Source organism: Kitasatospora sp. NPDC048662, assembly GCF_055587065.1.
Window position 1 is genome coordinate 13181 of the sequence record NZ_JBVJHA010000007.1, and the last position, 13888, is coordinate 27068.

12 protein-coding genes are annotated in these 13888 nt (G+C 73.1%); 10 read left to right on the forward strand and 2 right to left on the reverse strand.

The window, feature by feature from the left end; genetic code table 11:
* The first annotated feature begins 390 nt into the window (after window positions 1-390).
* The 7 genes from ACZ6R9_RS20350 to ACZ6R9_RS20380 all read left to right on the forward strand — a co-directional run bounded on the left by ACZ6R9_RS20350 (window position 391) and on the right by ACZ6R9_RS20380 (window position 6412).
* Window positions 391-1731, forward strand: a complete 1341-nt coding sequence (locus ACZ6R9_RS20350) for a class I SAM-dependent RNA methyltransferase (RefSeq protein WP_465539757.1) — start codon at window positions 391-393, stop codon at window positions 1729-1731.
* Between the two features lie 162 nt (window positions 1732-1893).
* Window positions 1894-2130, forward strand: a complete 237-nt coding sequence (locus ACZ6R9_RS20355) for a toxin-antitoxin system HicB family antitoxin (protein WP_035862820.1) — start codon at window positions 1894-1896, stop codon at window positions 2128-2130.
* Window positions 2127-2540 carry a hypothetical protein gene (locus ACZ6R9_RS20360; RefSeq protein WP_043914018.1) on the forward strand — a complete coding sequence of 138 codons (414 nt, stop codon included), beginning with the start codon at window positions 2127-2129 and terminating at the stop codon, window positions 2538-2540. The genes ACZ6R9_RS20355 and ACZ6R9_RS20360 overlap by 4 nt, the downstream gene beginning before the upstream one ends.
* Before the next feature lie 117 nt (window positions 2541-2657).
* On the forward strand, window positions 2658-3488 hold the full coding sequence (locus tag ACZ6R9_RS20365) for a putative RNA methyltransferase (RefSeq protein WP_465539418.1): 831 nt from the start codon (window positions 2658-2660) through the stop codon (window positions 3486-3488).
* A 95-nt stretch (window positions 3489-3583) separates the two neighbouring features.
* Window positions 3584-4927 carry an AAA family ATPase gene (locus ACZ6R9_RS20370; RefSeq protein WP_465539420.1) on the forward strand — a complete coding sequence of 448 codons (1344 nt, stop codon included), beginning with the start codon at window positions 3584-3586 and terminating at the stop codon, window positions 4925-4927.
* A complete protein-coding gene (locus tag ACZ6R9_RS20375; RefSeq protein WP_380483441.1) occupies window positions 4924-5262 on the forward strand; it encodes a nucleotide pyrophosphohydrolase in 339 nt (112 codons plus the stop codon). Before ACZ6R9_RS20370 ends, ACZ6R9_RS20375 begins: the two co-directional genes overlap by 4 nt.
* Window positions 5263-5506: 244 nt before the next feature.
* Complete coding sequence (locus tag ACZ6R9_RS20380; protein ID WP_465539423.1) at window positions 5507-6412, forward strand: DUF6099 family protein; 906 nt, start codon at window positions 5507-5509, stop codon at window positions 6410-6412.
* A gap of 234 nt (window positions 6413-6646) precedes the next feature.
* Here ACZ6R9_RS20380 and dapD read toward each other — a convergent pair whose 3' ends face one another.
* Window positions 6647-7636, reverse strand: a complete 990-nt coding sequence (dapD, locus tag ACZ6R9_RS20385) for a 2,3,4,5-tetrahydropyridine-2,6-dicarboxylate N-succinyltransferase (RefSeq protein ID WP_465539425.1) — start codon at window positions 7634-7636, stop codon at window positions 6647-6649.
* Window positions 7637-7737: 101 nt separating this feature from the next.
* On the opposite strand from dapD, the gene ACZ6R9_RS20390 reads away from it, so the two are divergent.
* The 3 genes from ACZ6R9_RS20390 to argF all read left to right on the forward strand — a co-directional run bounded on the left by ACZ6R9_RS20390 (window position 7738) and on the right by argF (window position 13232).
* Window positions 7738-9468, forward strand: coding sequence for a 3' terminal RNA ribose 2'-O-methyltransferase Hen1 (locus ACZ6R9_RS20390; protein ID WP_465539427.1), 1731 nt, complete (start codon window positions 7738-7740; stop codon window positions 9466-9468).
* On the forward strand, window positions 9465-12083 hold the full coding sequence (locus tag ACZ6R9_RS20395; protein WP_465539429.1) for a polynucleotide kinase-phosphatase: 2619 nt from the start codon (window positions 9465-9467) through the stop codon (window positions 12081-12083). Before ACZ6R9_RS20390 ends, ACZ6R9_RS20395 begins: the two co-directional genes overlap by 4 nt.
* A 147-nt stretch (window positions 12084-12230) precedes the next feature.
* Window positions 12231-13232 (forward strand): ornithine carbamoyltransferase, encoded by a 1002-nt coding sequence (argF, locus tag ACZ6R9_RS20400; RefSeq protein WP_380483431.1) that lies wholly within the window; start codon window positions 12231-12233, stop codon window positions 13230-13232.
* 31 nt (window positions 13233-13263) lie between these two features.
* Here the strand turns inward: argF and ACZ6R9_RS20405 are convergent, their stop codons facing one another.
* Window positions 13264-13824: a hypothetical protein gene (locus ACZ6R9_RS20405; protein WP_465539431.1), complete on the reverse strand. Its 561-nt coding sequence runs from the start codon at window positions 13822-13824 to the stop codon at window positions 13264-13266.
* Window positions 13825-13888 lie beyond the last annotated feature (64 nt).

Sequence of the window (13888 nt, forward strand, 5' to 3'; positions counted from 1 at the left end):
CCGTCCGTATGTTCGTCAGTCCGTCGTTTCGTCGTTCCGTATCGCGTAAGGAAGCGCCCCGTGACCCGCAACAACCCGCCCCGCTCCTCCGGTCGCCAGGGCCGCCCCGGCCGCACGTCCGGCGCCAAGCCCGGGCAGGTGGCGCACCCGCGCTGGAGCAGCCGGCCCTCGCGGCCCGAGGCCACCGACCGGGAAGGCAACACTGCCCGCAGCCTGCCGCCGGTGCCCGGCGAGCAGCGGCCCGCGGCGGAACGGCCAGCGCAGGGGAAGGGCGCGCCGGGCGGGAAGGGCGCGTCCGGCGGCAAGGGCGGGCAGGGTGGCCAGGGCGGGCAGGCGAAGAAGGCCGAGCGGCAGGGGCGCAAGCCCGGTGCGGTGCGGGCGCCGAAGGCGCTGCGGTCCGCCCAGCCGGTGCTGCGGCAGCCGTCCGGCGACCCGCTGGTCGGCGAGCGCTACGAGGTCGAGGTCGGGCCGGTCGCGCACGGCGGGCACTGTGTGGCCCGGCACGAGGGCCGGGTGCTGTTCGTCCGGCACGCGCTGCCCGGTGAGCGGGTGATCGTGCAGGTCACCGACGGCACCACCACCTCGCGCTTCCTGCGGGCCGACGCGGTGGAGGTGCTGGAGGCCGCCAAGGAGCGGATCGAGGCGCCCTGCCCGTTCGCCGGCCCCGGCAAGTGCGGCGGCTGCGACTGGCAGCACGTCACCCCCGGCGGGCAGCGCAAGCTCAAGGGCGCGGTGCTCACCGAGCAGCTCGCCAAGCTGGCTGGCCTCACCCCCGAGGAGGCCCGCTGGGACGGCTCGGTCGAGCCGGTCGGTGGCAAGCTCCAGCCCGGCGAGGTCCCGGCCTGGCGCACCCGGGTGCAGTACGCCGTCGGCGAGGACGGCGCGATCGGGCTGCGCAAGCACCGCTCGCACGACATCCAGCCGATCGACCGCTGCCTGATCGCCGCGCCCGGCGTCACGGAGCTCGGCATCGAGTCCCGCGACTGGACCGGCATCGCCTCCGTCGAGGCGATCGCGGCATCCGGCTCCTCCGACCGGCAGGTGATCCTGCGGCCGCAGCCCGGCGAGCAGCTGCCGCTGGTCGAACTCGACCGTGAGGCCTCGATCGCCCGGATCGACGAGCAGGACCTGTTCCACCGCGTGCACGGCCGCGCCTTCGTCCGCGAGCGCGCCGCCGGCCGCACCTGGCGGGTCTCCAACGGCGGCTTCTGGCAGATCCACCCCGAGGCCCCGGACACCCTGGTCGACGCCGTCCTCACCGGCCTCGACCCGCAGTGGGGCGAGATGGCCCTCGACCTGTACTGCGGCGTCGGCCTGTTCGCCGGGGCGCTCGCCGAGCGGGTCGGCGAGGACGGCGCGGTGCTCGGCATCGAGTCCGGCAAGCAGGCCGTCCTGGACGCCCGGCACAACCTTGCCGCGCTGGAGAACGTCCGGATCGAGTGCGACAAGGTCGAGACCCTGCTGCCCCGCACCGGCATCACCTCGACCGACCTGATCGTCCTCGACCCGCCCCGGGCCGGCGCCGGCCGCGACACCGTCGCCCACCTCTGCTCGCTCTCCGCCCGCCGCATCGCCTACGTCGCCTGCGACCCCGCCGCCCTCGCGCGCGACCTGGCCTTCTTCCGCGAGGGCGGCTACCGGCCGGTCTCGCTGCGGGCCTTCGACCTGTTCCCGATGACCCACCACTTCGAGTGCGTGGCCATCCTGGAGCCGATCGCCGGTCGGCAGTAGCCGAACCACCGTCAGCACGGGCGCGGGAGCCTCTCCCGCGCCCGTGCGGCGTTTTGGGGCGTGGCCGGTTTTCGTGGGGGCGCGGGCGGACAGGGTTGGGGGAGTGGGCGTGCGGCCGGTTTGCGCCCTTGTTGTGCTAGCACCTCGGCGCTAGCTTGAGGTATGGCCAAGAAGCAGCTGAACGTCAGGGTGGATGCGACCACCGCCGAGATGGCCCGCGAGCGGGCCGAACAGCAGGGGATCAGCATGAACCAGTACATCGAGCGTCTGGTGCAGCAGGACATGGGCGAGGCGGGGCGCAATTTCGTGGACGCCGCGGCGCAGTTCATGAAGGAGCACGAGGCGGCGTTCCTCGCCGAGTTCGGGTCGCCGAGCGAACTCCAGGACGTGCGCCGTTGAAACTTGAGGTCGACCTCTCGTGGCTGCTCATGACCGCGGAGCAGTACACGCCCGGTGACCCGCAGGTCACCGACTACGGATCGCTGCTCGCGGCGGTCACCAGGCACCAGGCCGAGATCTTCGACATCGCCGTCTACCCGGAGCCGCAGGACCGTGCGGCCGCGCTGATGCACCAGCTGATCCGGGTCCCCGCGCTGGAGCGCAACAACGAGCTGTTCGCCACCGCCGTGGCCTACGCGTACCTGGTGGCCAGCGGCTGCCGGGTGGCGACCACCGCGCGGGAGGTGCGCAGCCTGGCCCGGGCGATCCGGGAGGGCAAGCTCGGCATCACGGGCGTGGCGGAGCGGCTGGCGATGTGGGTGGTCGACGAGTCGGAGGAGGAAGAGGTCGGCGACGACGGCGAGGAGTGAGCCGTCGGCACGCCGGAGCCGGTGGGGTCAGGGGCAGGGAGAGCGACGAGGCGTCCGCAGCCGGGATACCCTCGACGTTCCCCCGGCCCCTGACGATCCCGCGAGGATGCGACCGAGTTGCTGCAGGACATCGAGCCCTATCTGGTCTGCCCGCACTGTGCCCACCCACTGACCCTGGACGGCCGCACCCTGCGCTGCCCGCAGGGCCACAGCTTCGACCAGGCCCGGCAGGGCTACGTCAGCCTGCTGGCCGGTGACGCGAAGGCGGGCACCGCCGACACCGCGGAGATGGTCGCCGCCCGCAGCGAGTTCCTGGCGGCCGGCCACTACCGTCCGCTGGAGCAGGCGCTGGCCGAGGCCGCGGCCGGCGTCGCGGCGGACACCGGCCTGGTGGCCGACCTGGGCGCGGGCACCGGCCACTACCTGGCGCGGGTGCTCCAGGCGCGGCCCGGCGCGGCGGGCGCGGCCCTCGACCTGTCGAAGTACGCGCTGCGGCGCGCCGCGAAGGCGCACCCGAGGATCGGTGCGGTGGTGTGCGACGCCTGGCGCCCGCTCCCGTTGCGGGACGGTGCGGCGGACGTGCTGCTGAACGTGTTCGCGCCGCGCAACGGGTCGGAGATGCGGCGGGTGCTGCGCCCGGGCGGGCGGCTGCTGGTGGCCGCGCCGACCTCCCGCCACCTGCGGGAGCTGGTGGGCGCGCTGGGTCTGTTGTCGGTGGACGAGGACAAGGACCGGCGGATCGAGGAGAAGCTCGGCCCGTGGTTCGCGCCGGTGGGGCGCACCGAGGTGGAGTTCACCCTGCGGCTGTCGCGGGCGGACGCCGCCGCGGTGGTCGGGATGGGGCCGAGCGCCTGGCACACCGACCCGGCCGCGCTGGCCGCCGCACTGGACGCGCTGCCGGAGCCGGTGGAGGTCACCGGTTCGGTGCGGATCACCGCGTACGAGTGACACCCCGCGGGCCGGGGACAGGTGGGGACTCGAAGGGGTGAAAGGGCGTCAGGAGAGACGTTTCTCCAGCTCACTGCGCGCCTAAAGTGCTCCGGGTGACCAGCGAAGCCCCCTTGGCCCCGCCCCCGGTCGGGCCGCCCGACCGCTCCTCCGTCCAGCCGGGCCGGCGCCCGCCCGCCCCCCTGGTGAAGCGCCCGACCGTCGAGGAACTGCGACTGACGTCCTTCAAGTCCTACCGGCGCGCCACCCTGCCGCTGTCGCCGCTGACCGTCCTGCACGGCCCGTCCGGGGCGGGCAAGTCCAATGCGCTGGACGCCCTCTGCGTGCTCTCCCGGCTCGCCCTCGGCGAGGAGATCAGACCCTCGCTGGACGGCATCGGCGGTATCGGCGGGCCGCTCGCCACCCCGGTGCGCGGCGGACTGATCGGCTGCGTGCCGCACGGACGCAACGCGATCATCCTGGGCTGCACCGTCCGCTCCAGCATCGGGCCGGTCCGGCTCGAAGTGGTGGTGCGCACCGACGAACACGTCCGGATTGCCCGCGAACTGCTCACCCTCGACGGCCAGACCCTGATGGAGACCGGCGAACAGGACCTCACCCGCGGCCGGGTCAACGTCACCTGGCACAACGATTCCCGGCAGGGCGACATTCGCGCCCCACTGTCCAGCAGCAGCCTGATCACCGCCCAACTGCCGCTGCGGGTCGCCGGATCGTCCAAGGGCGAACGCAAGGTGCTCGCCGCCTCCGAACAACTGCTCACCGCCCTGCGCGAAGTGTTCAACCTGCACCCCGTGCCCGCCGCCATGCGCGGCTGGGCCCGGCCCGAACCGCAGGCCCGGCTGCTCGGCACCGCCGCCAACATCTCCGCCGTCCTCGGCCGCCTCAAACACGAATGCCAGCGCCGCTGGGCCCGGCTGCTGCGCACCGTCCAGGCCGCCGCTCCGCACCCGCTGCTCGGCCTGGACATCGCCCGGCGCGGCGAGGGCGCGCAGCAACGGCTGATCGCCGTCTTCGACGAGGGCGTGCTCGGCCGCACCGGCGCCGACCAGGCCTCCGACGGCATGCTGCGGCTGCTCGCCTTCGCCGCCGTCCTGCTCACCGGCGCCGACGTCATCGATGTTGACCCGGCCGGCGAAGTTCCCGACGCACACCGGCAGTTGGTGCTGCTCGCCGAGGACCTCGGGGCCGGACTGGCGGCCGAGCAGGTCGGCGCGCTGCTGCGGCTGGCCCGCGAGGTCACCGGCAAGGGCGACATCCGGCTGCTCGCCACCCTCCAGGAACCCGGGCCCGCGCTCGGCCTGGACGGCGTCGAACTGGTCGAATGCCGGCGCGATCCCGCCACCGGGCACAGCCTGCTGCGCCGCACCGAACCCACCCCCCGGGTGCCCGCCCAGGGCACCGCGCCCGACGAGGCCGCGGTGGTAGACCTGGGGGAATGAGCGACGAACTGACGGTGCCCGAACTCCAGCGGCGACTGGCCGAGTTCGCGGCCGCCCGGAACTGGCAGCCGTTCCACACCCCGAAGAACCTGGCCTCGGCGCTGACCGTCGAGGCCGGCGAACTACTGGAGATCTTCCAGTGGTTGACGCCCGAACAGGCCGATGCGGTGATGGCCGACGCGGACGCGGCGCACCGCGTCCGCGACGAGGTCGCCGATGTGCTGGCCTACCTGCTGCAGCTGTGCACCGTGCTGGAGGTGGATCCGCTGCGGGCGCTGGCGGAGAAGATCGAGCGCAACGAGAGCCGGTTTCCGGCGGCCGGAGGCGGCTCGTAGTTCGGTGCGCCGTCGCCGTTCGCTGCGGGTTTCCGGTTCTTTCGTCGAGGGTCGTGGCGGGTTCCCGGTGGGTGGGGAAATCATCCGGATTTCCCTCCTGCGGGGGACGGGAGTTTTCCACAGGGCCGGGTTGTCCACAGGTGCGAGGAATGCGCTGGGAGCACCCGGCCGTCGGCGGCACGCTGAGCCCTGACCGACCTACCGCCCGACCGGCGGCGGTGGCGGCGAACGAGGGGAGCGCGCCGTGGAGGCACTGCGACTGATCAAGACCGTCCGGCATGCCCTGGCCGAGGCCCGGGCGACGGGGGACATCCTGCACCAGGCCTGGCAGTCCGTCCTGCTCACCGAGGCCGTCGGCGCACGGCTCGCCGACCACGACGGCGAGGAGTTCGCCGTCCTCGGGCAGCAGCTCTCGGAGGCCGGGGCGCACACCGCGAGCTGCCTGAGACAAGCGCCCGATCCAGGCCTCGACGGGCCCGGTGGCACGCTCGGCGGCGGGCTCGTGGGCGGGCTCGGCGACTGGTCCGGGCCGGGGCCGGCCGAGCGGCTCACCGAACTCGGCGAGCTCGAACCGGTACTGGTGGAGCTGGCCGGGCTGCTGTCGGAGACCAGCGAGAACCTGGTGGTGCTGGCCTGCGGCGCGGAGACCGAAAGCCTGTACTGGACCTGCATCGACGGGCTCGACGCGAGCTCCGAATGCCGAGATCTGGTCGCCGAGTTGCTGCGCGAGCAGCGGCGGGTCACGGCGGCCGACGAGGCGTCACCGGAAGACCCGGACGATGTGGAGGACACCGGGGCCGGGGGAGCGTCATCGGCGGCATTCGCCGCATCGTCGGAGGAGGAGACGGTGCCGGGCGGGGCCCGGCGGGAGGGGGAGCCGAGGCTCGTGGTCCCGCTGGGCCCGCCGGTTCCGGTGGCGTGCGCTCAGTCGCGGGCCGAGTCGTCCGGCTCGCTCCGGGGCGCCGCGGTGTCCCGCAGCTCGGAGTCGAGTCCGGCCAGGTCGGTGTTGATCGAGGCGAGCAGTTCCTGCATCTGCTCCAGCAGCGACTTGTTGGTGACGGGCGCGCCGCCCGTGGGGGTGCCCGGGGTGGGCGGCTCGGTCCAGGGCTCGGACATGAGGGGGCCCCTTCAGCTCGGTGGTGCGGTGTGAAGCGCCGGGGGTCGACGCCGCCGGTCCAACGAGCCCCCGCCGCACGCGGTCACCCCGGACCACCCGTAGAGGTCCAACCCTCGGGCCCGGTCAGCCCCAGGGGTGAGCCGAGTTTGCGAGCCCGGCCCCCGCTCGGCTACAGCACCGAGCGGGGAGCGGGACGCCGTGGCGGCCGTCGGGCGGCTGCCGGACAGCCGCACCGCGGCTGCTGAACGGAGATGACCTGGAAGGAGGTCAGTTGTGCGAGTGCAGATCCGCGTTCAGGCCGCCCCACGAACCGGTGCGGGCGATCACCTCGACCGCACCGGACTGCGAGTTGCGGCGGAACAGCAGGTTGTCCTGGCCGGACAGCTCCACCGCCTTCGCCACCCTGCCGTCCGGGGCGGTGACCCGGGTGCCGGCGGTGACGTACAGGCCCGCCTCCACCACGCAGTCGTTGCCCAGCGAGATACCGATGCCCGCGTTGGCGCCCAGCAGGCAGCGCTCGCCCACCGAGACGACCTGCTTGCCGCCACCGGACAGGGTGCCCATGATCGAGGCGCCGCCGCCGATGTCGCTGTGGTCGCCGACCACCACGCCCGCGCTGATCCGGCCCTCCACCATCGAGGTGCCCAGGGTGCCGGCGTTGAAGTTGACGAAGCCCTCGTGCATCACGGTGGTGCCCTCGGCCAGGTGCGCGCCGAGGCGGACCCGGTCGGCGTGGGCGACGCGCACCCCGCTCGGCGCCACGTAGTCGGTCATCCGCGGGAACTTGTCGATGCCGTACACCGCGAGCTGCCCGCCCTGGGCGCGCACCGCCAGCCGGGCCTGCTCCACATTGCCCACCGGCACCGGGCCGATCGACGTCCAGGCGACGTTCGCCAGCAGGCCGAAGATGCCGTCCAGGTTCTGGCCGTGCGGCTTCACCAGACGGGAGGAGAGCAGGTGCAGGCGCAGGTAGACGTCGTGCGCGTCCAGCGGCTTCTCGTCCAGCGAGGAGATCACGGTGCGCACCGCCACCACCTCGACGCCGCGCCGTGCATCGGCGCGCAGCGCCTCGGCGGCGCCCGGGCCGAGCGCCTGCTCGGCCTCCTCGGCGCTCAGCCGGACGGTGCCGGACGGGCCGGGGGCGGCGGCCAGCTCGGGCGCGGGGAACCAGGTGTCGAGAACGGTGCCGTCGGCGGCGATGGTCGCCAGGCCGACAGCCACCGCACCGTTTGCGGAAGTGGAGGTCTCAGCAGTCACATCCCGCACGTTAACCAATTGGGGCAAGGGCTGACCAACACGCTCACCGCACGGACAAAACCTGATGCCCTGGAAGAAGCCCACGGGCCATACTCGACCGGGTGTTCGTATCCATCTCCACCACCGGCACTGCCGAGAATCCTGCCTCCGACCTGGGCTTCCTCCTGCACAAGCACCCCGACAAGGTGCAGCGGTTCACCACCGCGCACGGCACCGCGCACGTCTTCTACCCCGAGTCCGGTGAGCACACGTGCACCGCCGCGCTGCTGCTGGAGGTCGACCCCGCGGCGCTGCTGCGGCACGGCCGTGGCAAGGGCCGTTCCGGCTCGCCCGACCTGGCGCTCGCCGAGTACGTCAACGACCGGCCGTACGCCGCGTCCTCGCTGCTCGCGGTGGCGCTGCGCACGGTGTTCCGGTCCGCGATGAAGGGCGAGTGCACGCACCGCCCCGAACTGCCCGGCCGCGCCATGCCATTGCGGATCTCGCTGCCCGCCGTCCCGGTGGCAGGCGACGGACCGGCCCTGGTGGAGCGGCTGTTCGCCCCGCTGGGCTGGCAGGTCGAGGCGACGCCCGTCCCGCTGGACGAGTCCTTCCCCGAGTGGGGCGACTCCCGGTACGTGCGGCTCGAACTCGCCGGCACCCTGCGGCTGGCCGACGCCCTGCAGCACCTGTACGTGCTGCTGCCGGTGCTGGACGGTGCCAAGCACTACTGGGTCGCGCCCGACGAGGTCGACAAGCTGCTGGCGGCCGGCCAGGGCTGGCTCGCCGACCACCCCGAACGCGCCCTGATCGTCCGCCGCTACCTGTCCCGCCGTTGGTCGTTGACCAGGCTCGCCACCGAACGCCTCGCCCTGGCCCGGCTGGCCGAGGCCGACGACCGCGAGGCCGAGGAGATCGACAACGCTGTACCCGACGCCCCGGAGGAGGTGACCGCCGCCGACCCGATTGTTGACCGTGAGGCCGACCCGACCACGGCCCCGACCGCCGACCGTGCGGCCGACCTCCCTGCCGACGCCGCGCCAACTCCGGTGCGGGCGGAGCCGACTGCCGAGCCGGAGCCGGGGCACCCCGCTGCCGCCGACGAGGCGACCGGGCGCAGTGAGTCGCTGGCCGCCCAGCGGCGGACGGCGATCCTGGCCGCGCTGGCCCGCACCGGTGCCGCCCGGGTGCTCGATCTGGGCTGCGGCCAGGGCGAGTTGGTGGGCGCGCTGCTCAAGGAGTCGCGGGTGACCGAGGTACTGGGGGTGGACGTGTCCTCGCGGGCGCTGACGATCGCCGCCCGCCGGTTGCGGCTGGACCGGATGTCGGAGCGTCAGGCGAGCCGGGTGCGGCTGGTCCAGGGCGCGCTGACGTACACCGACGCCCGGCTGAAGGGCTACGACGCGGCGGTGCTGTGCGAGGTGATCGAGCACCTCGACCTGCCCCGGCTGCCCGCGCTGGAGTACGCGGTGTTCGGTGCGGCCCGGCCCGCCGCCGTCGTGGTCACCACCCCGAACGCCGAGTACAACGTGCGCTGGGAGAGCCTGCCCGCCGGGCACCTGCGGCACGGCGACCACCGGTTCGAGTGGAGCCGCGCCGAGTTCACCGCCTGGGCGGCGCGGGTGGCCGACAACTACGGCTACACGGTCGCGTTCGAGCCGGTCGGCCCGCTCGACCCCGAGGTCGGTGCACCCACCCAACTCGCGCACTTCCGCCTTGCCGAGCCCACCACGGCACCTGGACGTCCGGCCGCATCCACTGCCGGCACCACAACAACAGCCGCGACAACGACCACCGACCGCACCGACGCCCCGTCGAACGACCTCGCCCCGGAAGGGAGCGCGAACCGATGACCAGCGAAACCCCGGAGGCCGAAACCCCGGAGACCGGCACCCCGACCGGCCGGCGCCTCCCCGTCACCGATGTCTCGCTGGTGGTGCTGATCGGCAGCACCGGCTCCGGCAAGTCCAGCTTCGCCCGGAAGCACTTCCTGCCCACCCAGGTGATCTCCTCGGACTACTGCCGGGGGCTGGTCTCCGACGACGAGAACGACCAGTCCGCCTCGACCGACGCCTTCGACCTGCTGCACTACATCGTCGGCAAGCGGCTCGCGGCCGGCCGGCTCACCGTGGTCGACGCCACCAACGTCCAGCAGCACGCCCGCCGCGCGCTGATCGCCCTCGCCCGGGAGCACCACGTACTGCCGATCGCGATCGTGCTGGACGTGCCCGCCGAGGTGTGCGCCGAACGCAACCGGGCCCGGCCGGACCGGCAGCTGCCCGCGCACGTGATCCCACGCCACCAGCGCGACCTGCGGCGCTCGTTGCGCGGCCTGGAGCGCGAGGGCTTCCGCAAGGTGCACGTGCTGCGCGGGGTCGAGGAGATCGAGCGCGCCGAGATCGTCCCGGAGAAGCGGTTCAACGACCTGCGGCACCTGACCGGCCCGTTCGACATCGTCGGCGACATCCACGGCTGCCGCTCCGAGCTGGAGACCCTGCTCGGCCGGCTCGGCTACGCGATCGTCCGCGACGAGCAGGGCCGCCCGATCGATGCCGCGCACCCGGACGGCCGGACCGCCGTGTTCGTCGGCGACCTGGTCGACCGCGGCCCCGACAGCCCGGGTGTGCTGCGCCTGGTGATGGGCATGGTCGCGGCCGGCCACGCCCTCTGCGTGCCGGGCAACCACGAGAACAAGCTCGGCCGCTGGATGGACGGCCGCAAGGTCACCGTCTCGCACGGCCTGCAGGAGACGATCGACCAGCTGTCCGGCGAGAGCGAAGAGTTCCGTGCCCAGGTGCGGTCGTTCATGCGCGGCCTGGTCAGCCACTACCTGCTGGACGACGGTGCGCTGGTGGTCTGCCACGCCGGTCTGCCGGAGAAGCTCCACGGCCGGGCCTCCGGCCGGGTCCGCTCGCACGCGCTGTACGGCGAAACCACCGGCGAGACCGACGAGTTCGGCCTGCCGGTGCGCTACCCGTGGGCCGAGGAGTACCGCGGCCGCGCCCTGGTGGTCTACGGCCACACCCCGGTGCCGGTGGCGAGCTTCCTCAACAACACCATCTGCCTGGACACCGGCTGCGTCTTCGGCGGCAGTCTCACCGCGCTGCGCTACCCGGAGCGGGAGATCGTCGCCGTGCCCGCCGAACAGGAGTGGTACGAGCCGGTCCGCCCGCTGCGCGGCGACGCGCCCGGCGGCCGGGAGGGCCGTCCGCTCGACCTCGCCGACGTGGCCGGCCGCCGCGTGGTGGAGACCAGGACGCTCGGCAACGTCGCCGTCCGGGAGGAGAACGCCGCCGCCGCGCTGGAGGTGATGAGCCGCTTCGCGCTCGACCCGCGGCTGCTCGCCTACCTGCCGCCGACCATGGCACCCTCGCCGACCTCCCGTCGCGAAGGCTGCCTGGAACACCCCGAGGAGGCGTTCCTCGCCTACCGGCACGACGGGGTGCGGCAGGTGATCTGCGAGGAGAAGCACATGGGCTCGCGCGCCGTCGTCCTGGTCGCCCGCGACGACACCGCGCTGGACAAGCGCTTCGGCCTGCCCGGTCCGGGCGCGATCTGGACCAGGACCGGCCGCGCCTTCCTGTCCGACGATCAGCTCACCGGCGCGATACTCGACCGGCTGCGGGCCGCCGCCGAGCAGTCCGGCCTGTTCGACGAACTCGACACCGGCTGGCTGCTGTTGGACGCCGAGCTGATGCCCTGGTCGCTGAAGGCCGTCGAGCTGCTGCGCCGTCAGTACGCCGCGGTCGGCGCGGCCGCCGGCGCCGCCCTGCCCGCCGCGCTCGACGCCCTCACCAAGGCCGCCGCCCGCGGACTGGACGTGACGGAACTGGCGGAACGCCAGCAGCAGCGCAGCACCGACGCGCTGGCCTTCACCGAGGCGTACCGGCGCTACTGCTGGCCGACCGAGGGGCTCGACGGCATCCGGCTGGCGCCGTTCCAGCTGCTCGCCGCCGAGGGCGCCAACCTGGCGCTGCGCCCGCACACCGAGCACCTCGACCTGATCGACCGCCTGGTGGACGCCGACCACCGGCTCGCGGCGGAGACCAGCGGCACCACCCCGGTGCTGCACCGCACCGGGCGGATGCTGGTCGACACCGAGGACGAGTCCTCGGTGGCCGCCGCAGTCGCCTGGTGGGAGGAGCTGACGGGCGCGGGCGGCGAGGGCATGGTGGTCAAGCCGGTCGAGGCACTGCACCGGGACGGCACCGGGCGGCTGGTCCAGCCCGGCCTGAAGGTCCGCGGCCGCGAGTACCTGCGGATCATCTACGGCCCGGACTACACCCGGCAGTTGGACCGGCTGCGGCAGCGTTCGCTGGGCCACAAGCGCTCGCTCGCCCTCCGTGAGTACGCGCTCGGCCTGGAGGCGCTGGACCGGCTGGCGGCCGGTGAGCCGCTCTGGCGGGTGCACGAGGCGGTGTTCGCGGTACTGGCCCTGGAGTCCGAGCCGGTCGACCCCCGCCTCTGACACCCGGCACTCATGTCGCGCTCGGTGCGGACGGTTCCGCCGTCCGCACCGGCCCCGGCGGCCGTGAGTGGGCCCGACGTTGCATGAATATTCGAATACTCGTATAGACTTCCCGTCTCAGTCCGTTGACCGACCCAGGAGACCGGTATGGCGTTCAACCTCCGGAACAGGCACTTCCTCAAGGAGACCGACTTCACTCCCCAGGAGTTCCGTCACCTGGTCGGCCTCGCTGCGCAGCTGAAGGCCGCCAAGTACGCCGGTACCGAGCAGCCCCGGCTGCGCGGCAAGAACATCGCCCTGATCTTCGCCAAGACCTCCACCCGCACCCGGTGCGCGTTCGAGGTGGCGGCCCACGACCAGGGCGCGTCCACCACCTACCTGGACCCGGCCGGCTCGCAGATGGGCCACAAGGAGTCGGTCAAGGACACCGCCCGGGTGCTGGGCCGGATGTTCGACGGTATCGAGTACCGGGGCGACGGCCAGGAGATCGTCGAGGAACTGGCGGCCCATGCGGGCGTCCCGGTCTGGAACGGTCTGACCGACGAGTGGCACCCCACCCAGATGCTGGCCGACGTGCTCACCATCCAGGAGCACTCCACCAAGCCGCTGAACGAGATCACCCTGGTCTACCTCGGCGACGCCCGCTCCAACATGGGCAACTCGCTGTTGGTCACCGGTGCGCTGTTGGGCATGGACATCCGGATCGTCGCTCCGGCGCAGCTGTGGCCGTCGGAGGATGTCCAGAAGGCCGCTCACACGCTGGCCGAGGCCAGCGGCGCCCGGGTCACCCTGACCGAGGACGTGGCGGCGGGCGTGGCCGGGGCGGACTTCCTGTACACCGACGTCTGGGTGTCGATGGGCGAGCCCAAGGAGGTCTGGGCCGAGCGGATCGCCCTGCTGAAGCCCTACCAGGTCTCGATGGACACGGTGCGCGCCACCGGAAACCCGGCGGTCAAGTTCCTGCACTGCCTGCCGGCGTACCACGATCTCGGCACCGAGATCGGTCGGCAGATGTTCGAACTCACCGGCATGTCCGAGCTGGAGTGCACCGACGAACTCTTCGAGTCGGCGCACTCCGTGGTCTTCGACCAGGCCGAGAACCGGCTGCACACCATCAAGGCCGTGATGGTGGCGACCCTCGGCTCCTGATCACCGCTCCCGGCTGTCGGCCGGACGCCGGTCAGAAGTCGACGTCCACACAGCCCACCCGGTCGGTGGGGGCGTGCGATCCGGCGTCGGTGCCGGCGTGCAGCACCAGCGAGTGCGCCTCGTCGTGCCGGAACGTCCAGGGGACGGCCGCCGAGGCGTCGCCGGCCCCGCTGGGGTCGGTGCGCACCGTCATCCGCACCTCGTTGTCCTCGGCGTCCAGGCCCGCCACGTGCTGGTAGTGCGGCCCGGAGGCCGCCGGGTCGGTGCCGCAGTAGCCGGTGTGCACGTGGGCCGGGAATTCGTGCGGGCCGGACACCCCGGCGATCTCCACCGCGACGGTCGTCCGGCCCTCCTCGCGGTGGACGGTGACCCGCACCTGCGCGCCGTACGGCACCAGCTCGGGTGCGTGGGTGATCGCCTTGGCGGGGACGATGCCGTTCGCACGGTCGAACTGGGCGTCCACCACCTGGTCGGGGACGGCCGCCACGGTTGTCCCACCAGGGCGAGGGGCGGCGCCGGGGACGCCGGGCGGCCCGATCGGCAGCAGAGTGAGCGGCACCAGCAGTGCACCGGCGGCAGAGGACAGGGGCATCGCGAACCTTCCGACGGACCGTCAGGGAACACCGCCCACCGTGGCGGCCGTCCGCCCCGCCCCG